Origin of the sequence: Paeniroseomonas aquatica, assembly GCF_030409335.1 — a bacterium.
Classification (GTDB): Bacteria; Pseudomonadota; Alphaproteobacteria; order Acetobacterales; family Acetobacteraceae; genus Belnapia; species Belnapia aquatica.
Genome location: NZ_JAUFPN010000042.1, coordinates 23,578 through 45,205, shown reverse-complemented (window position 1 = coordinate 45,205; position 21,628 = coordinate 23,578). Strand labels below are relative to the sequence as shown.

General features: G+C 73.0%; 22 protein-coding genes. 13 read left to right on the top strand and 9 right to left on the bottom strand.

What is annotated here, in order from left to right:
- Nucleotides 1-182: 182 nt before the first annotated feature.
- A complete protein-coding gene (locus QWZ14_RS05435) occupies nucleotides 183-1,313 on the top strand; it encodes a M20/M25/M40 family metallo-hydrolase (RefSeq protein ID WP_290315599.1) in 1,131 nt (376 codons plus the stop codon).
- A 6-nt stretch (nucleotides 1,314-1,319) separates the two neighbouring features.
- Here QWZ14_RS05435 and QWZ14_RS05430 read toward each other — a convergent pair whose 3' ends face one another.
- A complete protein-coding gene (locus tag QWZ14_RS05430; protein WP_290315598.1) occupies nucleotides 1,320-2,081 on the bottom strand; it encodes an SDR family NAD(P)-dependent oxidoreductase in 762 nt (253 codons plus the stop codon).
- Nucleotides 2,082-2,143: 62 nt separating this feature from the next.
- On the bottom strand, nucleotides 2,144-2,551 hold the full coding sequence (locus QWZ14_RS05425) for a gamma-glutamylcyclotransferase family protein (RefSeq protein WP_290315597.1): 408 nt from the start codon (nucleotides 2,549-2,551) through the stop codon (nucleotides 2,144-2,146).
- Between the two features lie 126 nt (nucleotides 2,552-2,677).
- Between QWZ14_RS05425 and QWZ14_RS05420 the strand changes: the two genes are divergently transcribed.
- Nucleotides 2,678-3,352 carry a DNA-3-methyladenine glycosylase family protein gene (locus QWZ14_RS05420; RefSeq protein ID WP_290315596.1) on the top strand — a complete coding sequence of 225 codons (675 nt, stop codon included), beginning with the start codon at nucleotides 2,678-2,680 and terminating at the stop codon, nucleotides 3,350-3,352.
- Here QWZ14_RS05420 and QWZ14_RS05415 read toward each other — a convergent pair.
- Complete coding sequence (locus tag QWZ14_RS05415; protein ID WP_290315595.1) at nucleotides 3,339-4,595, bottom strand: FAD-binding domain-containing protein; 1,257 nt, start codon at nucleotides 4,593-4,595, stop codon at nucleotides 3,339-3,341. The genes QWZ14_RS05420 and QWZ14_RS05415 overlap by 14 nt on opposite strands.
- Between QWZ14_RS05415 and QWZ14_RS05410 the strand changes: the two genes are divergently transcribed.
- Nucleotides 4,594-5,553: a metallophosphoesterase gene (locus QWZ14_RS05410; protein WP_290315594.1), complete on the top strand. Its 960-nt coding sequence runs from the start codon at nucleotides 4,594-4,596 to the stop codon at nucleotides 5,551-5,553. The genes QWZ14_RS05415 and QWZ14_RS05410 overlap by 2 nt on opposite strands.
- 9 nt (nucleotides 5,554-5,562) lie before the next feature.
- Here QWZ14_RS05410 and QWZ14_RS05405 read toward each other — a convergent pair whose 3' ends face one another.
- Both QWZ14_RS05405 and QWZ14_RS05400 read right to left on the bottom strand, forming a co-directional pair.
- A complete protein-coding gene (locus QWZ14_RS05405; protein WP_290315593.1) occupies nucleotides 5,563-6,573 on the bottom strand; it encodes an NAD(P)H-dependent flavin oxidoreductase in 1,011 nt (336 codons plus the stop codon).
- Nucleotides 6,574-6,584: 11 nt separating this feature from the next.
- Nucleotides 6,585-7,337 carry an enoyl-CoA hydratase-related protein gene (locus QWZ14_RS05400; protein WP_290315592.1) on the bottom strand — a complete coding sequence of 251 codons (753 nt, stop codon included), beginning with the start codon at nucleotides 7,335-7,337 and terminating at the stop codon, nucleotides 6,585-6,587.
- A gap of 134 nt (nucleotides 7,338-7,471) precedes the next feature.
- Here QWZ14_RS05400 and QWZ14_RS05395 point away from each other — a divergent pair, with 134 nt between their 5' ends.
- From QWZ14_RS05395 to QWZ14_RS05385, 3 genes are all read left to right on the top strand, one after another.
- Nucleotides 7,472-8,431: a tripartite tricarboxylate transporter substrate binding protein gene (locus QWZ14_RS05395; RefSeq protein ID WP_290315590.1), complete on the top strand. Its 960-nt coding sequence runs from the start codon at nucleotides 7,472-7,474 to the stop codon at nucleotides 8,429-8,431.
- Between the two features lie 107 nt (nucleotides 8,432-8,538).
- Nucleotides 8,539-9,480: a 1-phosphofructokinase family hexose kinase gene (locus QWZ14_RS05390; RefSeq protein WP_290315588.1), complete on the top strand. Its 942-nt coding sequence runs from the start codon at nucleotides 8,539-8,541 to the stop codon at nucleotides 9,478-9,480.
- A gap of 615 nt (nucleotides 9,481-10,095) precedes the next feature.
- A complete protein-coding gene (locus QWZ14_RS05385) occupies nucleotides 10,096-10,851 on the top strand; it encodes a family 16 glycosylhydrolase (RefSeq protein ID WP_290315586.1) in 756 nt (251 codons plus the stop codon).
- A gap of 57 nt (nucleotides 10,852-10,908) precedes the next feature.
- On the opposite strand, the gene QWZ14_RS05380 is transcribed toward QWZ14_RS05385, so the two are convergent.
- Nucleotides 10,909-11,352, bottom strand: coding sequence for an acyl-CoA thioesterase (locus QWZ14_RS05380; protein ID WP_290315584.1), 444 nt, complete (start codon nucleotides 11,350-11,352; stop codon nucleotides 10,909-10,911).
- 196 nt (nucleotides 11,353-11,548) lie between these two features.
- Between QWZ14_RS05380 and QWZ14_RS05375 the strand changes: the two genes are divergently transcribed.
- Nucleotides 11,549-12,559: a GGDEF domain-containing protein gene (locus tag QWZ14_RS05375; RefSeq protein ID WP_290315582.1), complete on the top strand. Its 1,011-nt coding sequence runs from the start codon at nucleotides 11,549-11,551 to the stop codon at nucleotides 12,557-12,559.
- Here the strand turns inward: QWZ14_RS05375 and QWZ14_RS05370 are convergent.
- Together QWZ14_RS05370 and QWZ14_RS05365 are read right to left on the bottom strand one after the other, a co-directional pair.
- On the bottom strand, nucleotides 12,544-13,002 hold the full coding sequence (locus QWZ14_RS05370; RefSeq protein ID WP_290315580.1) for a hypothetical protein: 459 nt from the start codon (nucleotides 13,000-13,002) through the stop codon (nucleotides 12,544-12,546). The genes QWZ14_RS05375 and QWZ14_RS05370 overlap by 16 nt on opposite strands.
- Nucleotides 12,933-13,640, bottom strand: coding sequence for an RraA family protein (locus tag QWZ14_RS05365; RefSeq protein ID WP_290315578.1), 708 nt, complete (start codon nucleotides 13,638-13,640; stop codon nucleotides 12,933-12,935). Before QWZ14_RS05365 ends, QWZ14_RS05370 begins: the two co-directional genes overlap by 70 nt.
- Before the next feature lie 201 nt (nucleotides 13,641-13,841).
- On the opposite strand from QWZ14_RS05365, the gene QWZ14_RS05360 reads away from it, so the two are divergent.
- The 3 genes from QWZ14_RS05360 to QWZ14_RS05350 all read left to right on the top strand — a co-directional run bounded on the left by QWZ14_RS05360 (nucleotide 13,842) and on the right by QWZ14_RS05350 (nucleotide 17,581).
- Nucleotides 13,842-15,242, top strand: coding sequence for a carbohydrate porin (locus QWZ14_RS05360; RefSeq protein WP_290315576.1), 1,401 nt, complete (start codon nucleotides 13,842-13,844; stop codon nucleotides 15,240-15,242).
- A gap of 23 nt (nucleotides 15,243-15,265) precedes the next feature.
- Nucleotides 15,266-15,694: a type II toxin-antitoxin system Phd/YefM family antitoxin gene (locus QWZ14_RS05355; RefSeq protein WP_290315573.1), complete on the top strand. Its 429-nt coding sequence runs from the start codon at nucleotides 15,266-15,268 to the stop codon at nucleotides 15,692-15,694.
- Between the two features lie 66 nt (nucleotides 15,695-15,760).
- Nucleotides 15,761-17,581, top strand: a complete 1,821-nt coding sequence (locus QWZ14_RS05350; protein WP_290315571.1) for an ABC-F family ATP-binding cassette domain-containing protein — start codon at nucleotides 15,761-15,763, stop codon at nucleotides 17,579-17,581.
- Nucleotides 17,582-17,608: 27 nt separating this feature from the next.
- Here the strand turns inward: QWZ14_RS05350 and QWZ14_RS05345 are convergent, their stop codons facing one another.
- Nucleotides 17,609-18,451: an alpha/beta fold hydrolase gene (locus tag QWZ14_RS05345; protein WP_290315569.1), complete on the bottom strand. Its 843-nt coding sequence runs from the start codon at nucleotides 18,449-18,451 to the stop codon at nucleotides 17,609-17,611.
- A 105-nt stretch (nucleotides 18,452-18,556) separates the two neighbouring features.
- On the opposite strand from QWZ14_RS05345, the gene QWZ14_RS05340 reads away from it, so the two are divergent.
- From QWZ14_RS05340 to QWZ14_RS05330, 3 genes are all read left to right on the top strand, one after another.
- Complete coding sequence (locus QWZ14_RS05340; RefSeq protein ID WP_290315567.1) at nucleotides 18,557-19,792, top strand: MFS transporter; 1,236 nt, start codon at nucleotides 18,557-18,559, stop codon at nucleotides 19,790-19,792.
- The gene (locus tag QWZ14_RS05335; RefSeq protein WP_290315565.1) at nucleotides 19,789-21,192 is read left to right on the top strand and encodes a dipeptidase; all 1,404 of its coding nucleotides are present in this window, start codon (nucleotides 19,789-19,791) and stop codon (nucleotides 21,190-21,192) included. The genes QWZ14_RS05340 and QWZ14_RS05335 overlap by 4 nt, the downstream gene beginning before the upstream one ends.
- Before the next feature lie 70 nt (nucleotides 21,193-21,262).
- Complete coding sequence (locus tag QWZ14_RS05330; protein ID WP_290315562.1) at nucleotides 21,263-21,586, top strand: DUF1488 family protein; 324 nt, start codon at nucleotides 21,263-21,265, stop codon at nucleotides 21,584-21,586.
- Nucleotides 21,587-21,628: the final 42 nt, after the last annotated feature.

Genomic DNA, 21,628 nt, shown 5'->3' with positions numbered 1-21,628 from the left:
GATGCCGGGGATATGGCGCGGCGCCGCGGCGATGTCTCGTGCTCCCGCTGCGGGGCAGCCATCGCCGGGCCTTGCCGGGCCGGGCCGTTGCGCCGCCGCGGCGGGTTGGCGTGACCGGGCGGGGCTTGCCGGGCGGCCATCGGGGCCGCAGGCTGGCCGCGAAGCTCCGGAGCCGACCGACCATGGACCAGCCCGCCCTCGACCTGCCCTTCGATGCTCAGGCCATGCTGCCCGGCCTGCGCGCCTGGGTGGAATGCGAAAGCCCCACCTTCGATGCCGCCGCCGTCGCGCGCATGATGGACATCGCAGCGCGCGACCTGGCGCTGATGGGCGCGCGGGTCGAGACCATCCCCGGGCGGATGGGCTGCGGCCCCTGCGTGCGGGCGAGCTTCCCGCATGCCGGGACCGGCCCGGGCATCCTCATCATGGGGCACCTCGATACGGTGCATCCGGTCGGGACGCTGGCGCCGCTGCCCTGGCGGGTCGAGGGCAACCGGGTCTACGGCCCCGGGGTCTACGACATGAAGGGCGGCAACTGGATCGCCATCGAGGCGGTGCGGCAGCTGCTCCGCGCCGGGATCGCCACCAGCCGGCCGGTGACCGTGCTGCTGACCAGCGACGAGGAGATCGGCAGCCCCTCGACCCGGGACCTGATCGAGGCCGAGGCGGCGCGCCATGCCTTCGTGCTGGTGCCGGAGCCGGCGCGGCCGGACGGCGGCGTGGTGACCGGGCGCTATGCCATCGCCCGCTTCAACCTGCGCGCCACCGGCAAGCCGAGCCACGCCGGGGCGCGGCTGGCCGACGGCCGCAGCGCGATCCGCGAGATGTGCCGCCAGGTGGTGGCGATCGAGGCGCTGACCACGGAGGCGGTGACCTATTCGGTCGGCGTCATCTCGGGCGGGCAATGGGTGAATTGCGTGGCGACCCACTGCGATGCCGAGAGCCTGTCCATGGCCAAGCGCCAGGAGGACCTCGATGCCGCGGTCGAGACCATGCTGTCGTTGCGGCCCACCGGCAACGACGTGCAGCTCGAGGTGAAGCGCGGCGTGACCCGGCCGGTCTGGGAGCCGGACGCCCGGGGCATGGAGCTCTACGGCGTGGCGCGGACCATCGCCCGGAGCATCGGCTTCGACATCAACCCGCAGAGCGCGGGCGGCGGCTCGGACGGCAATTTCACCGGGGCCATGGGCATCCCGACGCTCGACGGGCTCGGCGTGCAGGGCGCGGGCGGCCATACGCTGGAGGAGCACCTGCTGCTCGACAGCCTGGTGCCGCGGGCGAAGCTGATCGCCGGGCTGCTGCAGGTGCTGTGAGGCGCCTCATCGGCCGCCGTCCAGGCTCAGCACCTGGCCGTTGACGAAGCCGGCGAAGTCGCTCGCCAGATACAGCACGGCATCGGCGACATCCCGGGCCGTGCCCAGCCGGCGCAGCGCGATCCCCTCGATCGTCGCGCGCTGCTTCTCCGGCCCGTAGGCCTCCCACTGCGCGAGGCTGGCGGGGTTGGACAGGATCAGCCCCGGCGCCACGCTGTTGGCCCGGATGCCATGCGGGCCGAGCTCATGCGCCAGCTGCCGGGTCAGGCCGACCAGCCCGTGCTTGGCGGCGGTATAGGCCTGGATGCCGGTCATGCTGGGGGCCAGGCCGGCGCCGCTGCTGGTGGTGACGATGGCGCCGCGCCCCGCCTGCTTCATTCCCGGCGCCACCGCCTGGGCCAGGGCGAAATGCGCATGCAGGTTGATGGCCATGATGGCGTGCCAGTCGGCCTCGGGCACCTGCTCGACCGGCCGCATGACCTGACCGCGGACGCCGCCGGCATTGCTGGCCAGCACCCCGACCGGGCCGCCGGTGGCACGCTCGATCCCGGCGATCCAGGCGGCGGCGGCGCCGGGGGCGGTGAGGTCGAAGGCCTCGGTGACGATGCCGGTCCCGGGGCCGGCGGCGGTTGCGGCCAGCGCCTCGGCATCGAGGTCGCAGGCGAAGACCCGGGCGCCGAGGGCGGCGAAGCGATGGGCGATCTCGCGGCCGAAGCCGTGGCCGGCACCGGTGACCGCGACGGTGGTATCCTGGAAGCGGATGTCCATGGGAGGGGAGTCTTTCTGCTGGACCGGGCGGGCCGGCGCGGCGCTGCGGGTGCGGGTGCGGGTCAGTCGGCCGACGCCTCGGCGATGGCCGCCAGCAGCGGCGCCGGGTCGAGGCCGAACTCGGCATAGCCGGCGCGGATGCGGGCGACATAGGCCGCCGTGGGTGGTCCGGGACGGTCTACCACCTCGTGATAGATCCAGGCAGGGCCGCACGGGGTCTCCGCGAGGCTGCGGCGGTAGATGAGCGGCGCCCCCTCGGCCCGGTCCAGCGCCGCCAGGTGGCGCGGGGTGATCCGCCAGAGGCCGACCGGGCAGCAGCCGGCGGGATCGGCCTCGAGCCGGGCGAAGCGGCGCAGCACCAGCCGCCATCCCGGCAGCAGGAAGGAACCGGCGACGGTGGCGCCGGGGCAGCGGAGCCGCATCTGCGCCCGGGAGAGGTTGCTGCCATAGGCGGCATAGAGATCGCTCATCGGCCGAGGATCGGGATCCGGCCGGGCCGCGGCAAGGGCGCCGGGGCGCGCCCTGGCTTCGTCCCCGGGGCGAAGCGTCCGGCCGGCCGATTTCGCCCGGCGCGGCTTTGCCCTAGGCTCGGCGGCATGAGCGACATGGCCGGCGACAGCGCGAAGGTGGTGGCCTCGCCCGATTGGGCGAAGGCGGAGCGGGCGCTGCGGCGCGACCCGGTGTTCAAGACAGTCATCAAGGCGATCGGCCCCTGCACCCTGCAGCCGGTCGAGCGCGAGCCCTACGAGGCGCTGGTCCGCGCCATCGCCCACCAGCAGGTGCATGGGCGGGCGGCGGAGGCGATCCTCGGCCGGCTGCTGGCGCTGCACCCGGGGCATGCCTTCCCGCCACCGGAGGCGATCCTGGCGATGGCGCCGGAGGCGATGCGGGGCTGCGGCTTCTCGGGCTCCAAGGTCGCGGCCATCCGCGACATCGCGGAGAAGGCGGCGGGCGGGCTGGTGCCGACGCGCGCCGGCTGCGCCCGGCTGGAGGATGCGGCGCTGATCGAGCGGCTGGTGGCGATCCGGGGCGTCGGCCGCTGGACCGTGGAGATGCTGCTGATCTTCACCCTCGGCCGGCCCGACGTGCTGCCGGTGGACGACTTCGGCGTGCGGGAGGGCTGGAAGGTGGCGGCGGGGCTCGAGGCGCAGCCGAAGCCGAAGGCGCTGGCCGAGATCGGCGCCGCCTGGGCGCCCTGGCGCAGCATCGCCGCCTGGTACCTGTGGCGGGCGGCGGATGCGGCCAAGGCGAGCCGCTTCAAGCCGCAGTAGGGCCGGCGGCGGGCGCCGCGCCGCCGGGCGACGGCGGCAACAGCTCCTGCAGCAGCCGGGGGATGTGCTTGCGGAAGGCGAAGAAGCCGCGGGTCGCCAGCGGCCAGCAGGCGCTGTCCCAAGGACGGCGGAGACGCAGCAGCGGCAGGCCGCGGGCGGCCAGCGCGGCCTCGACCGGCCCGAGCGCCTCGGCGGTCCAGCCGACCGGGGACCAGGGGGTGACGACCGCGGCGCAGCCGCTGGCCGCGGCCCAGCCGGCGACCTCGGCCGGGGCCAGCCGGCACGGCGCCAGGGCGAAATGCCGTCCGGCCCGGTCCAGGCCATCGGCCAGCGCCGCCTCGACCCAGGCGGCGACGGCGGGGGCGCAGCCGCCGGGGGAACGGGCGCCGGGGGTGGCGAATCCGGCCAGGGCGACGATCTCGGCACCCTCCCCCTCGAGGCCGAGCGATTCCGCATGGAGGTCGTCGTCGTGCAGCAGCAGGGCGAGACGGCCCCGCGGCCGGGCAGCGGCGGCCGGCAGCGGCTGGGGCGGCGGCAGCGGTCCGGCGGCGGGCGGCGCCGGGTCCTCGTTCAACTCGCCCACCGGGTCGAACCGGCCCGCGGTGAAGCGGGCGATGTTGCCGGCCCGCGCCACGTAGTGCTTCCCCGGCGTCTGCAGCCCGGCGACCCAGCGCCAGGACAGGGTATTGGAGGCGGCATCGCCATCCCGCAGGTGGCGCAGGAAGAAGTCGGCGCCCAGCACCCAGGGCAGGCCCAGGGTGAAGATCCAGATGCTGGCGAACCACATGCGGGCGTGGTTGTGCAGCGTGCCGGTCGCCACCAGCTCGGCGGCCCAGGAATCGAGGCAGGCGATGCCGCTGCGCCCGGCCAGGGCGGCTTCCAGGCCGGGGATGGCCGTCCGGCCGGGCCAGGCGGCGGCGACCGCGGCGCGGTACTCCGCCCAGACGGCGGGATGCAGATCCAGCCAGCCCTTCCAGTAGCTGCGCCAGAGCGTCTCCCGGATGAAGCTTTCCGCCGCCCCGCCGCCCGGCCCGGCGACCGCCGCCGCGGCAACTTCACTTTCCAGCAAAAGGCGATGCCGTAGATAGGGGCTGAGGCCGGAGACGGCCGGCGGCGTCCGCGCGGCGGCATCCGGGCCGGGGTCATGGTTCCGTCCCTCGGCATAGGGCTGCCCCATGCGCGGGGCGAAGGCCGCCAGCCGCTGCAGGCCGGCGGCACGGGTGGGCGGGATAGGGTGGGGCATGGACGGTGATGTGGCGGCCGGGATCGGGCCCGCAAGCCTGGGCGATGCGGCGGTGCCGCGGGAGCCGCCGGCTGCCCGGCCGGGCAGCCGGCGCCGCCTGCTGGGCTGGCTGGGCGGTGCCGGGGCCGGTCTCGGCGGCTACGCCTTCGGCGCCGAGCCCGGCCTGCGGCTGCGCCTGGTACGGCACCGGCTGGCGCCGGCGGCCTGGCCGCGCGGCCTGGCGCTGCGCATCGCCATCATCGCCGACCCGCATGCCGGCGGGCCGCATACCGGCCTGCGGCGCCTGGCCCGCGCCGTCGCCATGGCCAATGCCGCGCGGCCGGATCTCGCGGTGCTGCTCGGCGACTACCTGGCGGACCACCGTTTCGTCACCAGCCGGCCGAGCTTCCAGGAGGTGGCGGGGGTGCTGGCCGGGCTACGGGCGCCGCTCGGCGTGCATGCGGTGCTGGGCAACCACGACTGGTGGGAGGACCGGGCGGCCCAGGCGGGCGAGCGCGCCCTGCCGGAGGCGGCCGAGGCCTTCGCCGCGGCCGGCCTGCCCATCCTGCACAACGCGGCGCGGCCGCTGCTGCACCACGGCCACCCGGTCTGGCTGGCCGGGCTCGGCAGCCAGTGGGCCTACCGGCGGGGCCGGCAGCTGCGGGGCGCGGACGACCTGCCGGGCACGCTGGCCGCGGTGCCGGCGGGGGCGCCGGTCCTCCTGCTGGCGCATGAACCCGATATCTTCCCCGCGGTGCCGGAGCGGGTGGCGGTCACCCTCAGCGGCCATACCCACGGCGGGCAGGTCCGGCTCTTCGGCTACTCGCCCCTGGTGCCGAGCCGCTTCGGCAACCGCTACGCCTATGGCGCGGTGGAGGAAGGCGGGCGTCACCTGGTGGTCTCCGGCGGCATCGGCAATTCCATGCTGCCGGTGCGCCTCGGCATGCCGCCCGAGGTGACGCTGCTGGAGCTGGGCTGAGCCGCCGGGCTATTCGGCGGCGGCCTCCAGCACCGCCTCCCAGGCCGGGTTCAGCAGCGGGCAGCCGGCGCCGAGCCGGGCGCGGGCGGCGTGGTATTCGCGCCGCCAGCGGGCGACGAGTTCCGCGGCGGGCGGTATGTCGGACACCGCGCCGATCCCCTGCCCGGCCCCCCAGATGTCCTTCCAGCGGCGCTTGCTGCGGTCGGTGCCGAAGCTCATGGCGCTGGGATCGGAGGTCGGCAGGTTGTCGGGGTCGAGGCCGGCGCGGGCCAGGCTCGGCTTCATGTAGTTGCCGTGCACGCCGGTGATGAGGTTGGTATAGACGATGTCCTCGGCGCCGCAGTCGAGGATCATCCGCTGCTGCTCCGGCTGGGCGCGGGCTTCCTGGGTTGCGATGAAGGCGCTGCCGGCATAGGCGAAGTCGGCGCCGAGCGCCTCGGCCGCCAGCACGCTGCGGCCATTGGCGATGGCGCCCGAGAGCGCGATGGGCCCGTCGAACCAGGCGCGGGTTTCCTGCACGAAGCCGAAGGGGCTGAGCGCCCCGGCATGGCCGCCGGCGCCGGCGCAGACCAGCACCAGCCCGTCGGCGCCCTTCTCGATCGCCTTGTGGGCGAAGCGCTGGTTGATGACGTCGTGCAGCACGTGGCCGCCGTAGCCGTGCACGGCGGTATTCACCTCCTCCCGCGCGCCGAGGCTGCTGATGATGAGCGGCACCTGCTGCTGCACGCAGACGGCGAGGTCGTGGTCCAGCCGGTCGTTCGACTTGTGGACGATGAGGTTGATGGCGAAGGGCGCGGCGGGCCGCTCCGGATGGCGCGCGTCGTGCGCCGCGAGCCGTTCCTTGATCTCGATCACCCATTCCTCGAACAGCTCGCCGGGGCGGGCGTTGAGCGAGGGCATGGCGCCGACGATGCCGGCGGTGCATTGCGCGACGACGAGGTCGGGCACCGAGATGATGAAGAGCGGCGAGCCGATGAGCGGCAGCGAGAGCCGGCCCTTCAGGGATTCGAGCAGAGACATGCGGCGGTCCTTCAGCGCTTCGGCTTCAGCACATTGGCCATGATGGCCTGGGTCTCGTCGGTGCGGAGGCGGGCGGCGAGCAACCCGCGTTCCTCCTCCATGCGCTCGAGCAGCGCCGGGTGGTGCTGCAGCAGCAGGCGCTTGGTCAGGCGCAGCGCCTCCGGCGGCTTGGCGGCGAGGCGGGCGGCGGTCGCGCGTGCGGTGGCCAGCAGCTCGCCGCGCGGCAGGATGCGGTTGACGAAGCCCATCTCCTGCGCGGCGGCGGTGTCGAAGAAGTCGCCGAGTAGCATCAGCTCGGCCGCCTTCTGCCGGCCGACCATCCAGGGCACCAGCATGGAGGAGCCGAGCTCGGGCACCAGGCCGAGATCGACGAAGGGCAGGCGGAAGCGCGCCTCGGGCGCGGCATAGACGATGTCGGCATGCAGCAGCATGGTGCAGCCGATGCCGATGGCGAGGCCGGGGACGGCGGCGACGATGGGTTTCTCGTAGTTCGCCAGGCCGTAGTAGAAGCGCTTGCTCGGCGGCGGCGCATCCGGGTCCTCGGGCGCGCGGTTCTGGAACTCGCCGATGTCGTTGCCGGCGCAGAAGACGTCGCCTTCCCCGGTCAGCAGCAGGCAGCGGATGGCGGGATCAGCCGCGCTCGCCTCGATGGCGCCGGCGAGCACCGCGTACATGGCGCGGGTGAGGCTGTTCTTCTTCTCGGGCCGGGCGATGGTGATGGTGCAGATGCCATCGGCATTCGAGACCTGGATATGGTCGGGCATGGGGGCTTCCTCCGGCGCGCATAGCAGGCGGCGGCGGCGGCGTCGTCAAGCGCGGCGCTTTCAGGGGTGGTTTCCGGGGCGGTTTCCCCGGGCGGCCGGGCGTGGCAGGCTCGCCGCAAAACCGGGAGCGAGACATGACCAAGCTGCGTATCGGAAGGCGTCCCATGCTGGCGCTGGGCGGAGGGCTGCTCGCGGCCCCTGCCCTCGCCCAGGCGCGGCCGATCTCCCTCGTGGTTCCCTTCCCGCCCGGCGGCTCGACCGATGTCATGGGTCGCCTGCTCGGCGAGGGCATGGCGCGGGTGCTGGGCCTGCCGGTGCAGGTGGAAAACCGGCCGGGCGGGGCGACGGTGGTGGGCGCCGAATACGTCGCCCGCGCCGCGCCGGATGGCATGACCCTGCTGGTCAATTCCGGCACGACGCTGACGCTCAACCCGCTGCTGATGCGCAACCTCTCCTACAAGGTGGATGATTTCGCGCCGATCTCGCTGCTCAGCATCCTGCCCTTCGCCTTCGTGCTGCAGAACCGGATGCCGAAGACCATCCCGGAATTCGTGGCGCTGGCCAAGGCGCAGCCGGGCAAGCTGAACTACGGGACCAACGGGCCCTCGAGCTTCAACAACATCGCCGCGGTCATGGTGGCGGATGCCCTCGGGATCCGCATGCAGGACGTGACCTACCGCGGCGACGCGCAGCAGCTGGGCGACTTCCTGGCGGGGACGCTGGACCTGCTGGTGGTGGGCGGCGCCTCGGCGATCGGCACGCACCGCAACGGCCAGGGGCGGATCATCGGCTGGACCGGCGACCGGCGGATGCCCTTCATGCCGGAGATCCCGACCTTCGCCGAGACGGTGCCGGAGGCGGTGGCGCAAACCTACTTCGGCCTGGTGGCCCCGGCCAGGACGCCGCGGCCGATGCTGGACCGGCTGGCCCAGGCGGCGGGCCAGGCGCTGCAGGAGGCGGGGCTGAAGGACCGGCTGCTCGCCGAGGGGCAATTCGCCATGGGCACCGGGCCGGGGGAATTCGCCAGCTTCCTGGCCGCCGAGGCGGCCCGCTGGGCGCCGGTGCTGCGCCGGATGAACCTGCAGATCGACTGATCCCTGGCATCCCGGCGCGACCGCGGCGGCCCTCGCCGCGTTGCTGCCGGGTGACCTCGAGCGGCGGGCGGGATTGATCCGTGCCGCCGGCATTCCGGCGGAGAGACATGGCCCCTCGCATCCTGACCATCACCCTCAACCCCACGGTGGATGTCGCCGCCGATGCGCCGGCGGTGCAGCCGGTGCGCAAGATCCGCACCACCAACGAGAGCTTCGACCCCGGCGGCGGCGGGGTGAACGTCTCCCGCGTGCTGCAGGCGCTCGGCGGGGAGACGCTGGCCCTGGTGCTGGCGGGTGGCGTGACCGGGCATCTGCTGGCCGAGCTGCTGACCGAGGCCGGCCTGCCGCATCGGGCCATCCCGATCCACGGCCGCACCCGCATGAGCCATACGGTGCACGACCTGGCCGCCGGCCTCGAGTACCGCTTCGTGCCGGAAGGCCCGGCGCTGGAGGCCGGCGAATGGCAGGCGGCGCTGGCGGCGCTGGAAAACGAGGCGGCGGACTGGGTGGTCGGCAGCGGCAGCCTGCCGCCCGGGGCGCCGGCGGAATTCTACGCCCGGGCGGCGCGCATCGCCGCCGGGCGTGGGCAGCGCTTCGTCCTCGATACCTCGGGCGCGCCGCTGCGGGCGGCGCTCGATGCCGGGGGCGCGGGGCCGATCGCGCTGATCAAGCCGAGCCGGGGGGAATTCGCCGCGCTGATCGGCCGGCCGCTCGAGGCGCCCGGGGCGCTCGAGGAAGCGGCGCTGGCACTGGTCCGGCAGGGCGGGGTCGGCCTGGTGGCGGTGACGCTCGGCCATGAGGGGGCGCTGCTGGCGGAGACCGCGGGCGTGCTGCGGCTGCCGGCGCTGGAGGTGCCGGCGCTTGGGGCGGTGGGCGCGGGCGACAGCTTCCTGGCGGCGATGGTGCTGGCGCTGACGCGGGGCGAGGCGCCGCGCGAAGCCTTCGCCTGGGGCATGGCGGCCGGGGCGGCGGCGGTGATGCGACCGGGCACCGCGCATCCGCGGCGGGAGGATGTTGTGGCGCTGCGGCAACGGATCGGGCCGCTGTAGCACGGGGACGGAGGGCGGCGATGCCGCCGCCCTGCCGGCCCGGCATGCCACCCGTGGCTTGCCGTGGATCGGTTTATCTCAACCGTTGCTGCATGGCCTGCCCCTGGTATTCTTAAGATATATTTAGAGCTTCGGCCCGCATTGCCGCAATATTCTGGCATACCCCTGGACCGTCGGCCCACGCTGTCGTTTTTGTACCGACACGGAAGCCAATTTCAACTCTTGTTCGACCAAATGTATCAAGGTATTGCAGCGATGCCGGCTCAAAACCGAGCATGTTACACAGCCCATGAGTGCCACGACGATATCTAGACTTCCTGCCTCGGACTTCCTTCGGGCCTGCCAACCACGCTGCTTCCAACAGCGAGGGTTACAGGACTTGGCTGACCGGGGCTGACTATTCGATGGCTTGCTTCTTGACCGATACTATTCGGTGGCGGGATTCATCCCCGCCACTTGGGTGATGGCGCGACCGACGAGATCGGCCGCCGGACAGGTGCGCAGCGTCAAGCGCCTGAGGGCTACCGCAGCCCACCACGCCGCAACAACCAATACGCGGCCCTACCGGGTCGCGTGTCGTGTCGTGCGCGACCGGCTTCACCACGGGTTCTCACCATGTCCAATAACGCAGTGACCAATACGCTCGACAGCAACTTCGGTTCGCTCAGCAACGCCTGGAATGTGCCGGCCCCGGTCAACGGCGCCGTTACCCTGTCCGGCAACTCCGCCATGATGGAATGGGCCACCGGGCGCGACGCCGGCCACGGCTACGGCACCTACACCGTCACCGCCAAGGTCGACGGCAACCAGCCCGGCCCCGGCATCATCCTCTGGCCCGGCGACAACCAGTGGCCCGGCCAGGAGATCGACATGCTCGAGATCACGCCGGACGGCTCGGGCCGGCAGTACGGCACGGTGCACTGGAACAACAACGGCGCGGATGCCTACCAGACCGCGATCTACGAAGGCGTCAGCAGCGGCCAGTTCCATGACTACCAGATGGTCTGGGCCCCCGGCGAGATCACCTTCAAGGTCGACGGCAAGACCATGGGCAGCTTCAACCAGCACATCCCGACCGACTTCGACCACGGCGGCATGAACAACACCATCGGCGTGATGAACAACAACCCCGCCACCTCCATCACGGTGTCGCACATCGACTTCACCCCGCTCGGCGCCTCCGCCCCGGCCGCGGCGACCGCCTCGGTCGCGGTTGCGACCCCGGTGGCCGACATCGCGCTGAACCTGGCCGCCACCGCCAGCGCCACCACCGCGCCGGTCGATACCAGCCACGGCGAAGTCATCGACTGGAATGCCCTGGCGGCGCAGGTCACCGCCAACTTCGAGGCGACCGGCCACTGGTTCATCTGATCCGGTCCTGAACCGGCGCATCCCGGGCCGCCCGGCCCGGGATGCGCCCACCCGGTCTCAGCCCCGGCGCTTCAGCGCCAGGCGAAGCGGCGGGTTGCCGGTGCAGACCGCGGCGAAGCGGTCGAGCGTCGCCGGCGGCCAGAGCCCGACCCGGCGGATGCCGAGGTCCATGCAGAGGTAGAGCACCTCGTTCTCCGCCGCGAGCCAGCCCTCGGTGGCGTGGTAGAGCCGGTGCAGGCAGATCAGGCGCTTGCCGTCGAAGGCCAGGACCTCGTTGGTTGCGGTCAGCGGCATGCCCTCGCGCACCTCGCGGACGTAATTGACCCAGGTCTCGGCGGCGAAGGTGCCGAAGCCCTCGGCATGCAGCGCCGGGCCGAGGCCGAGGCTGGGCCAGAGCTGGTCCGTCGCCATGTCGAAGACCACCAGATAGAACCCCATGTTCATGTGGCCGTAGTGGTCGACCCATTCGGGCCGCACCACCGTGAGCACCGGTCCCGTCACGCCCGCTTCCGCCATCCGCTCCCCCATGCCGGCCGCAGGCCTGCCGCCCGGCCGCCGCCATCCTCCGTGCCGGGGGCGGCTTGTCCACCCCCCGCCGGCGGCGCCCGGCCGGTTGGTGCAACCCCAGGTTTATCATTGCCTCCCCATCCATATTCATGGATACCGGTCCCGGCCCGTGGGGAGCCTGGACACGATCATGCCTGCCGCGCCGCTGCCCGAGAACGAAGCCGCCCGCCTGGAGACCCTCTACTCCTACGAGGTTCTCGACTCCGCCTGCGAGGCGGCCTTCGACGACATCGCCCGGCTGGCGGCGCGGCTGACCGGACGGCCGATCGCCCTGGTCTCGCTCACCGATGCGAATCGCCAGTGGTTCAAGGCGCGGCACGGGCTGGAGGCCGAGGAGGCGCCGCGCGATCACGCCTTCTGCGCCCATGCGATTCTCCATCCGGACCAGCCGATGGTGATCCCCGATCTCCGGCTCGATGCCCGCTTCGCCGACAACCCGCTGGTGGCGGCGACTCCGCACCTGCGCTCCTATGCCGGGGTGCCGCTGGTCAATCCGGAAGGCTTCGCGCTCGGCACGCTCTGCGTCATCGACCATGCGCCGCGGCCGACCACCCCGGACGAGCTCGAGGTCCTCGGCGGGCTGGCGCGTTCGGTCTCGACCGCGCTCGAGCTCCGCCGGGCGATGCACCGGATGCGCGACATGGCGCTGACCGACGGGTTGACCGGCCTGCCCAACCGCTCCGCCCTGATGGCGGCGCTGGATGCGGTGATACAGCGGCGGCAGGCCTTCACCCTGCTGTTCATCGACCTCGACGGCTTCAAGCGGGTGAACGACCGGCTCGGCCATGCCGCCGGCGACGCGGTGCTGCTGCTGGTGGCGCAGGTGCTGCGGGCGGCGCTGCGCCGGGGCGAGGTGGCGGCGCGGCTGGGGGGCGACGAATTCTGCATCCTGCTGCCGGATACGGCCGGGGCGAAGGCCATGGGCGAGCAGCTGCGGGTGGCCCTGGCCGAACGGATGGGCCAGTCCGGCTTCGCCGTCACCGCCTCGATCGGGGCGATGGGCTTCGCCGTGCCGCCGGCCTCGGCCGAGGCGGCGCTGGCGGCGGCCGATACGCTGATGTACGCGGCCAAGGCGGCCGGCAAGGACCGGCTGCGCTGGGCGGATCACCAGGCCGCCGCCGCGGATCAGCAGGCGGGATAGGCCAGCCAGCCCAGGATGGTACCGTCCGGCGCGGCCAGCCGCCGGGCGTCGACGCAGCGGCGCTCGAGGAAATAGGCGGTGGCCGATGCCGCGGGCGGCGGCGCCCCGGGCCAGGGCAGCCGCATCGCCACCCGACCCGATTCGCCGGCGATGCAGCGCTCGGTCGCCGCGCCGCGGCGTACCCGGATGGCGAGCCGGCCGTTGCTGGCCGGGCCGACATCGTCGACGAAGGCGGTCTTGTCGCCGTCGAGGCAGGCGCGGAGCGCCGGGGCGGCCAGCCCGGCCGCGGCCTCCCAGCCCGGCTCCGCCGCCGCCGGCGCCGCCAGCAGCGCGGCGGCCAGCAGCGGCAGCGCCCCGCGCGGGGGCCTTGCCCTCAGTGGATGTCCTCGGACCTGGCGAGGGCCTCCTTCAGCTTGTGGATGTCGAAGTCGTCGCGCTTGCACATCTCGAGGATGACGGATTCCTTGCGGGTGATCAGGTCGATGGCGGCGGGCAGCATGCGCACCGCCTCGGCCGGGATGACCACGGCGCCGTGGCGGTCGGCATGCACCACGTCGTCGTGCATGCAGGGCATGCCGTGGACGATCACGTCGCGGCCGAAGTCGACCATGTGCACATGCGCATGGCTCGGGTTGATCATGCCGCCGATGATCTGGAAGCCCGGCGCCAGCATGTCGAGGTCGCGGAAGGAGCCGGAGGTGACGCAGCCTTGGCAGCCGAGGCCCTTGTGGACGTTGCTGTTCACCTCGCCCCAGAAGGCGCCGAAGCCGGGGCTGTCGTCGAGGTCCTCGATCACCACGATGGTCGGCAGGTCGGCGTCGGCGACGTATTCGTACCAGCCGACGCGGGCTTCCTTGTCCTGTTCCTTGGTGCGGCCCGAGGGGGCGGCGGCGCGGATCTGGCCGGTGCGGGCCAGGCCGCAGATCGGCGGCAGGGACGGGTCGGCGGCGGTGAAGGGCTGCAGGGTGAAGCCGCGGCCGCGCCGGGCCGGCGCCACGATCTCCATGGCGTTGCAGATGGTCGGCGTGTCCCAGCGGCGGAGCAGGTCGAGGTCGGCGCGGGTGAAGGGGCGTTCGGTCATGCTTGGGGTCCTCCCGGAAGCGCCAGCTTCGGGGAGGCGGGAGGCCGGGTCAAACCCTGTGTGGCCCGGCCGCCGGGGCGGCGGGTGGCCCGGCCGCCGGGGCGGCGGCGGCCGGTGACGCTTCGGCGACAGCGGCGGCGGGCGGTTGCCGGCTATGGGCAGGCCCGCGTAACAGGACCGGCATCGGATGAGGATGGCGGGATGGCGGGCATATCGGGGCGGATCGGCCGGCTGGTGGCGGCGGTGCTGGCGGGGCTGGCCGCGGCGGCCCCCGCCTCGGCGCAGCGCGGCACCGCCGGACCGATTGACCAGCCCAACCTCGATGCGGAGATTGACGGGGCGGAGGAATGGCTGGCCCGGCGGGAGGCCGAGGGCTGGCTGCTGCGCGGCCAGTTCACCGGCGTGCTGCAGGGCAATGCCCGCTTCCGCTCCCCCTACCAGGGCGAGAGCAGCCTGTCGCCCAAGCAGTCCTTCGCCAATACCCAGTCGCTCGACATCGTTCTCGGCCGGCGGCTCTGGAACAATGCCGAGGTGATCGCGGTGCCCTCCCTCACCCGCGGGTTCGGGCTGAGCAATGCCCGCGGCGCCGCCGCATTTCCCAACAACGAGGCCTTCCGGGTCGGCACCACCGACCCCTATGCCTTCATGTCGCGGCTCTTCGTGCGGCAGACCATTGACCTCTCGGCCGATGCCGCGCCCGGGGCCGATCCCGACCCGATGCGCTTCGCCGGGCCGCTGGCGCGCGAGCGGATCACCATCACCCTCGGCAAGGTCTCGACCTGGGATTTCTTCGACGACAACCGCTACGCCCACGACGCCCGCAGCCAATTCCTGAACTGGGCGCTGGTCGGCGCCGGGGCGGTGGATTTCGCCGCCGATGCCCGCGGCTTCACCAACGGCGCGGTGCTGGAATGGGAGAACGGCCGCAACGCCGTCCGCACCGGCGCCTTCATGGTCGCCCGCAACGTCAACGGCCTGTCGCTCGACACCAGCATCGGCCGGGCCTGGCAATGGCTGGCGCAGGTCGAGCAGGCCTGGAGCCTGCGGCAGCGGCCGGGCGTGCTGCGGGTCTTCGGCGGGCTGTCGCGCACCCGGTCGGTCACCTGGAACCGGCTGACCTCGGCGGTGGAGGATGGGCTCGGCGACACCGAGGCGCTGCGCGGCTACCGCACCAAGGGGATGGTCGGCTTCAACCTCGAGCAGGAGGTGACCGACAGCCTCGGCGTCTTCGCCCGCTTCGGCTGGAACGACGGCCGGGCGCAGAATTGGATGTTCACCGAAATGGACTGGTCGGCCTCGGGCGGCCTCGCGGTGAGCGGCCAGGGCTGGGGCCGGGCCGGGGACACGGTGGGGGCGGCCTTCAACGTCGGCGGCCTGTCCGCCAGCCACCGGCGCTTCCTCGAGGCCGGCGGCATCGGCTTCCTCACCGGCGACGGCAAGCTCGCCGCCGCCCCCGAAGTGGCCTTCGAGGCCTATTACGACGTCCGCCTGGCGCCCGGGCTGAACCTGACCACCAACGGCCAGCTGCTGGTCAACCCCGCCTACAACGCCGACCGCGGGCCGGTGCCGTTGCTGGCGCTGCGGCTGCATGCGGCCTTCTGACCCGGCGCGCGGCGCAAACCTGCATGAGCGGGGCCCGCCGGGCTTCGCCCGCGGCGCGCATCCTGCGACACTGGCCGCGGCGCTATCCCGCGCTGGGGCCGGGGCGGATGCCGCGCCGGCCGAACCAGGAGTTGCGGCAGCGCATGGCCGGATGGCAGGACAACCCGGATGAGCCCATCCAGACCATGTACCCCGGCAACCAGGCCCCCGGTCTCGAGGGCCTGCCGCGCTTCGACCTCGCCGGGGTCGAGGCCCAGGTGCCGGCGCTGGTCGACCAGGCGATCCGCGGCCCGCTGGTGCTGACCCGCAACGGCCAGGAAGCCTTCGTGCTGCTGCCGCTCGACGTCTATCGCCGGCTCTGGGCCTCGGCGCCGCGGCCGCCGGTGATCGATGCCGGGCCGCTGCGCGAGGGGCGCCGGCCGCGCCGCCCAGGATCGCCCGACCAGGAATGAGCCTTCCCCGCCCCGGCGGCCACGCCGAGGCTTGACGCGGGCGGCGCCGTGGCGGAACCACCCGCCATGGCACCCCCCCTTCTGATCCTCCAGGACATCCACCTCCACATGGGGACCACCCCGCTGCTGACCGGCGCGACGCTGTCGGTCGGCCAGGGGGAGCGGCTGGCGCTGGTCGGCCGCAACGGCTCCGGCAAGTCCACCCTGCTGCGGATCGCCGCCGGCACGCTGGAGCCGGAGCGCGGCAGCCGCTTCCTGCAGCCCGGCGCGACCCTGCGCAGCCTGCCGCAGGAGCCCGATTTCGGCGATGCCGCCTCCACCTGGGATTACGTCGAGTCCGGCCTCGGCCCGAACGACGACCCCTACCGCGGCCGCTGGCTGCTGAGCGAGCTCGGGCTGAGCGGCGAGGAGGACCCGGCCACCCTTTCCGGCGGCGAGGCGCGGCGCTGCGCCCTGGCCCGGGCGCTGGCGCCCAACCCCGACATCCTGCTGCTGGACGAGCCGACCAACCACCTGGACCTGCCGGCCATCGCCTGGCTGGAGAAGGAACTCGGCAATTTCCGTGGCGCCCTGGTCCTCATCAGCCATGACCGGCGGTTCCTCACGGCGCTGTCGCGGGCGATGGTCTGGCTCGACCGCGGCACCACCCGCCGCATCGACCAGGGCTTTGCCAGCTTCGAGGCCTGGCGCGACCAGGTGCTGGAGGAGGAGGAGAGCGCCCGCCACAAGCTCGACCGGCAGATCGTCCGGGAGGAGCACTGGATGCGCTACGGCGTCACCGCCCGGCGCAAGCGCAACATGCGCCGCGTCGGCGAGCTGGCCGACCTGCGCACGCGCCGGCGCGAGGCGCTGCGCTCGGCCGGCACGGTGCGCATGGTCGCCAGCGAGGGCGAGGGCTCCGGCACGCTGGTGGCGCAGATGGAGGAGGTGACCAAGGCCTACGGCGACGCGCCGCCGGTGGTGCGGGAGTTCTCGACCCGCGTGCTGCGGCGCGACCGGGTCGGCATCATCGGCCCGAACGGCGCCGGCAAGACCACGCTGCTCAACCTGCTGACCGGCGGGCTGCAGCCCGACAGCGGCACCATCCGGCTCGGCACCGGGCTGGCGATGGTGACGCTCGACCAGAGCCGGGAGAGCCTCGACCCCGCGATCTCGCTGGCCGAGGCGCTGACCGGCGACAAGTCGGACCAGGTCCATGTCGGCGGCCAGGCGCGGCACGTGGTCGGCTACATGAAGGATTTCCTGTTTGTCCCGGACCAGGCGCGGACCGCGGTCGGCGTCCTCTCGGGCGGCGAGCGCGGGCGGCTGATGCTGGCGCGGGCCTTCGCCAAGCCCTCCAACCTGCTGGTGCTGGACGAGCCGACCAACGACCTCGACCTCGAGACGCTGGACCTGCTGGAGGAATTGCTCTCGGACTACCAGGGTACCGCGCTGGTGGTCAGCCACGACCGCGACTTCATCGACCGGGTCTGCACCAGCGTCATCGTCGCCGAAGGCGAGGGACGCTGGCAGGAATACGCCGGCGGCTACTCCGACATGGTGGCCCAGCGCGGCCGCGGGGTGGAGGCGAAGGTGGTGGCCGGAGCCGAGCCGCGGGCGGCGGCGGCGCGGCCGAGTTCGCCGGTCGCCGGCCCGGCGCCGGCCAAGCGCAAGCTGAATTTCAAGCAGCAGCACGCACTGCAGAGCCTGCCCGCCCGGATGGAGGCCCTGGCCGGCGAGATCGCCACCATCCGCACCGCGCTGGCGGCGCCCGGACTTTACAGCCGGGACAAGGCGCGGTTCGAGCGCTTCAATGCGGCGCTGGCGGCGAAGGAGGCGGAGCTGGCCAAGGCCGAGGAGGAGTGGCTGGAGCTCGAGATGCTGCGGGAGGCGATGGAGGCGGGCTGATCGCCCGGCACCGCCCCCGCCGCCTCGCTAGCCCAGCGTCCAGCGCCCCCGCTCGACGGTCGAGAAGAACTCCGCCACCGCGCGGTTGAAGGCGGCCGGCTCCTCCAGGTTGATGGCGTGACCGGTGCGCGGCGCCATCCAGAGGCCCGCGTTCGGCAGCACCTTCTTCAGGAAGATGTTGGTCTCGATGCAGGGCCAGTCCTCGTCGCCCACGGCCAGCAGGGTCGGCACGGTCATGGTCCGCAGCTCGGGCTCCCAGTCGAAGATCGAATCCCGCTCGCCCTGGAAGTGCTTCATGGTCAGGCCGGTGCCGGGGCCGGAATGGCTGGCGAGGCGTTCCATGTAGGCGGCCCAGCCGCGCGGGTCCTTTTTCTTCAGCTGGATGCGGGTCGGGGAATGGCCGGTCTCCTCGGCCAGTTCGCCGGGCCAGCCCTGGGCGATCAGCAGGTCGCCGCGCGCCGCGCAGGCGGCACGGAAGGCGGCCTGGTCCGCCTTGGGGGAGCCGCTGCCGGCGCCGGCCGGAACCAGGCAGGTCGCCATCTCCGGGTGGCGGAGGCCGAAGAGGATGCTGGCGAAGCCGCCCATGCTGAGGCCGACGACATGCGCGCGGGCGATGCCGAGGTGGCGCAGCACCGCGACCGCATCGCCGACCGCGTAGTCCTGGCCATAGAGCGTCGGGTCGGTGGGGACGTCGGAGGGCGGATAGCCGCGCGCGGCGTAGGTGATGCAGCGGTATTCGCGGGAGAAGAAGCGGACCTGGTCCTCCCATTCGCGGTGGTCGGCGCCGAATTCGTGGATGAACAGGATGGGGTGGCCGGTGCCGGCCTCCTCGTACCAGATGCGTGCGCCGGTCGCCTGGGCATGGGGCATGGGGGTTTCCTCCGCGTCTTATCGGCCGATCCTGCACCGCTTCGGCGGGCTTGCCACCCCCTCGACATTCCGGGGGCGGCAGGACAGGCTGCGGCGGATGCCGGCATGCCGATGACGGGCGAAGCCCCCGCACCGCACCCCCTGAGGCGCCTGTTCGGGCGGCCCGATTTCGTCCGGCTCTGGGCGGTCGGCGGCATCGCCAATGCGATGCGCTGGGTCGAGATCCTGGTCGCCGGCATCTTCGTCTTCGAGCTCACCGGCTCGGCGCTGGCGGTCTCCCTGCTCGCGGTGGTGCGGGCGCTGCCGATGCTGGCCTTCGGCGCCGTCGCCGGGGCGCTGGCAGAAACCCAGGACCGCCGGCGGCTGCTGATGCTGGGCCAGGCGACCAGCGCCGCCAGCACCTGCGGCATCCTGGCTTTGGCGCTGGGCGGCGCGCTGCAGCCCTGGCACCTCGGCGTCTCGGGCTTCCTCGGCGGGCTGGTCTGGACCGGGGAGATGGCCTCCCGCCGCCGCATGGTGACCGAGGTCGCCGGCGAGGCCGAGGTGGTGCCGGCGCTGGCGATGGACAGCATGACCAGCAACACCACCCGCATGGCCGGGCCGCTGCTCGGCGGGGTGCTGTACCAGACGCTGGGCCTCGCAGCCGCCTATGGCGTGGCCGCCGCCTGCTACGCGCTGAGCTTCGCGCTGCTCGCGGGGGTGCGGCATGCCCAGGCGCGGCGCCGGCTGCGGCCGCGCCAGCTCGTCGCCGAGGTGGCCGATGCGATGCAGCTGGTGCGGCGGATGCCGGTGCTGCAGGCGGTGATCCTGGTGACGCTGGCGATGAACCTCTTCGGCTTCTGCTTCACCGCGGTGCTGCCGGCGCTCGGCGCCCAGGCCTTCGGCGCCTCCCCCTTCCAGATCGGGCTGCTGACCGCGGCCGAGCCGGCCGGCGCGCTGCTGACCGGGCTCGTGCTCTCGACCCGGCGCGGCATCCCGCTCTCGGCGGCGCTGATGGTCGGCGGCTGCGGCTTCTTCATGCTCTGCCTGCTGCTGGTCGGGCTGGCCGGGTCGCTGCCGGTCGCGGTCGCGGTGCTGATGGTCGGCGGCATCGGCACCGCGCTGTTCGCCGCGCTGCAGACCGCCCTGCCGGTCACCCGGGCGCCGGCCGAGGCGCGCTCCCGCGTGCTCGGGCTGGTCACCACCTGCATCGGCCTCGGCCCCGCGGGAGCGCTGGCGATCGGCGCGCTGGCGGATCGCTGGGGGCCCGGGGTCGCCATCCCCTTGATGGCCGGCGCCGGTCTGGCGATGCTGGGCGTCACCGCCCGCGTGGTATGGCGCGGCGAGAGGAGAGCCGGATGAGCGAGAAGGTTGGCCACCACCTGGCGGCGCAGCGCGGGGCGATCCTCGACCGGTTGCTGGCGCTGCTGCGGCTGCCCTCGGTCAGCACCGACCCGGCCTATGCCGGTGGCATGGCGGCGGCGCGGGACTTCCTGTGCGACCGGCTGCGGGCGATCGGGCTCGAGGACGTGCAATTGCTGGACGGCGGCGGCCAGCCGGCGATCTACGCGAGCTGGCTCGGGGCGCCGGGCCGGCCGACCATCATCCTCTATGGCCACTACGACGTGCAGCCGCCGGACCCGCTGGAGCTGTGGGTCTCGCCGCCCTTCGAGCCGGCCATCCGCGACGGCCGGATCTATGCCCGCGGCGCCTCGGACGTGAAGGGCTCGACCCTGATCGCGGTCGAGACGGTGGGCGCCTTCCTCGCGGTGGAGGGCGGATGCCCGGTCAACATCAAGCTCTTCCTGGAAGGTGAGGAGGAGGTCGGCTCCCCCTCCCTGCCTGCCATCATCGAGAAATACCGCGACCTGCTGGCCGCCGATGCCATGCTCTCCGCCGATGGCGGACGGGCCAGCACCAGCTTCCCCAGCGTCAGCGTCGGCTGCCGCGGCATCGCCGCCCTGCAGTTCAGCATCCGCAGCGCGGCCAAGGACGCCCATTCCGGCCGGGTCGGCGGCGCCGTGCGCAACGCCCTGCATGAGATGGCGAAGCTGGTCGCCTCGCTGCACGACGAGGAGGGGCGCATCCGGGTGGATGGCTTCCTCGACGGCGCCATGGACGTGACCCAGGACATCCGCGCCGAGGCCGCCGCCCTGCCCTTCGACGAGGCGGAATGGTACGGCGAGCTCGGCGCCGCCCCCTTCGGCGACCCGGATTACACCGTGCGGGAACGCACCACGGTCCGTCCGACCGTCGAGGTGAACGGGATGTGGGGCGGCTATACCGGCGCCGGCGGCAAGACCGTCCTGCCTTGCGAAGCCCATGCCAAGCTGACCATGCGCCTGGTCCCCGGGCAGGAACCTGCGGCGGCCCAGGCGGCGGTGAAGCGGCACCTCGAGGCGCATTGCCCGGCGGGCGTGGCGCTCGACTTCCAGTACCGCCCCGGCGGCACCCGGGCCTTCACCCTCGGTGCCACCCATCCGCTGCTGCTGGCGGCGGAGCGGGTGACGGAATGGGTGCATGGCCGCCGTCCGGTGCGGACCCGGGCCGGCGGCACCGTGCCGATCACCACGCTGTTCCACGAGAGCCTCGGCATCGACAGCCTGATGTTCGGCCTCGCCTCCCCGGACGAGGATGCCCACGCGCCCAACGAGTTCTTCCGCCTGGCGTCGCTTGACGAGGGGTTGCGGTCCTGGCCGCTGCTGCTCACAGAGCTGGGAGGACTGCGTCCGGAGGACTTCCCGCGCCGGGCCCGGGATTGAACTGCACCGCTTCCGGGACCATCTGACCGATACGGCGCGATGGGGCGTCCAGCAATGAAGGACCCCGGCCATGCCGAATGACATCCCCTCCCAGGCTGGCGTGCGCGCGGCCCGGCTTGATGGCCGCCGCGTGCTCTTTGAGGTCGAGGAGGCGGGCGCCGTGGTCCCCTGCTCCATCTCGCTCGGTGCCCTGCAGGACATCAGCGCCAAGCGGCACTTCAAGACCGCCGAGGTGCTGCAATGCTTCACCAAGGCGCAGGACCGGATCGAGGCCGCGGTGCGGCACAAGCTGCGCACCCGTTTCCATGCCGAGGGCGCGATGCTGAACCTCTGGGCCGACGACTTCGAGGACCTGCCCGCGGACAGCATCCCGCACCAGCCCGCGACGGCCTGAGCCCGTCCATCCACGGGCCGCAGCCCGTGGACGGCGGCTCCG

Bases quoted from the DNA above. Each gene is read 5' to 3' on its own strand.
- QWZ14_RS05435 (WP_290315599.1), top strand. From the start codon at position 183: ATGGACCAGCCCGCCCTCGACCTGCCCTTCGATGCTCAGGCCATGCTG.
- QWZ14_RS05430 (WP_290315598.1), bottom strand. From the start codon at position 2,081: ATGGACATCCGCTTCCAGGATACCACCGTCGCGGTCACCGGTGCCGGC.
- QWZ14_RS05425 (WP_290315597.1), bottom strand. From the start codon at position 2,551: ATGAGCGATCTCTATGCCGCCTATGGCAGCAACCTCTCCCGGGCGCAG.
- QWZ14_RS05420 (WP_290315596.1), top strand. From the start codon at position 2,678: ATGAGCGACATGGCCGGCGACAGCGCGAAGGTGGTGGCCTCGCCCGAT.
- QWZ14_RS05410 (WP_290315594.1), top strand. From the start codon at position 4,594: ATGGACGGTGATGTGGCGGCCGGGATCGGGCCCGCAAGCCTGGGCGAT.
- QWZ14_RS05415 (WP_290315595.1), bottom strand. From the start codon at position 4,595: ATGCCCCACCCTATCCCGCCCACCCGTGCCGCCGGCCTGCAGCGGCTG.
- QWZ14_RS05405 (WP_290315593.1), bottom strand. From the start codon at position 6,573: ATGTCTCTGCTCGAATCCCTGAAGGGCCGGCTCTCGCTGCCGCTCATC.
- QWZ14_RS05400 (WP_290315592.1), bottom strand. From the start codon at position 7,337: ATGCCCGACCATATCCAGGTCTCGAATGCCGATGGCATCTGCACCATC.
- QWZ14_RS05395 (WP_290315590.1), top strand. From the start codon at position 7,472: ATGACCAAGCTGCGTATCGGAAGGCGTCCCATGCTGGCGCTGGGCGGA.
- QWZ14_RS05390 (WP_290315588.1), top strand. From the start codon at position 8,539: ATGGCCCCTCGCATCCTGACCATCACCCTCAACCCCACGGTGGATGTC.
- QWZ14_RS05385 (WP_290315586.1), top strand. From the start codon at position 10,096: ATGTCCAATAACGCAGTGACCAATACGCTCGACAGCAACTTCGGTTCG.
- QWZ14_RS05375 (WP_290315582.1), top strand. From the start codon at position 11,549: ATGCCTGCCGCGCCGCTGCCCGAGAACGAAGCCGCCCGCCTGGAGACC.
- QWZ14_RS05365 (WP_290315578.1), bottom strand. From the start codon at position 13,640: ATGACCGAACGCCCCTTCACCCGCGCCGACCTCGACCTGCTCCGCCGC.
- QWZ14_RS05360 (WP_290315576.1), top strand. From the start codon at position 13,842: ATGGCGGGCATATCGGGGCGGATCGGCCGGCTGGTGGCGGCGGTGCTG.
- QWZ14_RS05355 (WP_290315573.1), top strand. From the start codon at position 15,266: ATGAGCGGGGCCCGCCGGGCTTCGCCCGCGGCGCGCATCCTGCGACAC.
- QWZ14_RS05350 (WP_290315571.1), top strand. From the start codon at position 15,761: ATGGCACCCCCCCTTCTGATCCTCCAGGACATCCACCTCCACATGGGG.
- QWZ14_RS05345 (WP_290315569.1), bottom strand. From the start codon at position 18,451: ATGCCCCATGCCCAGGCGACCGGCGCACGCATCTGGTACGAGGAGGCC.
- QWZ14_RS05340 (WP_290315567.1), top strand. From the start codon at position 18,557: ATGCCGATGACGGGCGAAGCCCCCGCACCGCACCCCCTGAGGCGCCTG.
- QWZ14_RS05335 (WP_290315565.1), top strand. From the start codon at position 19,789: ATGAGCGAGAAGGTTGGCCACCACCTGGCGGCGCAGCGCGGGGCGATC.
- QWZ14_RS05330 (WP_290315562.1), top strand. From the start codon at position 21,263: ATGCCGAATGACATCCCCTCCCAGGCTGGCGTGCGCGCGGCCCGGCTT.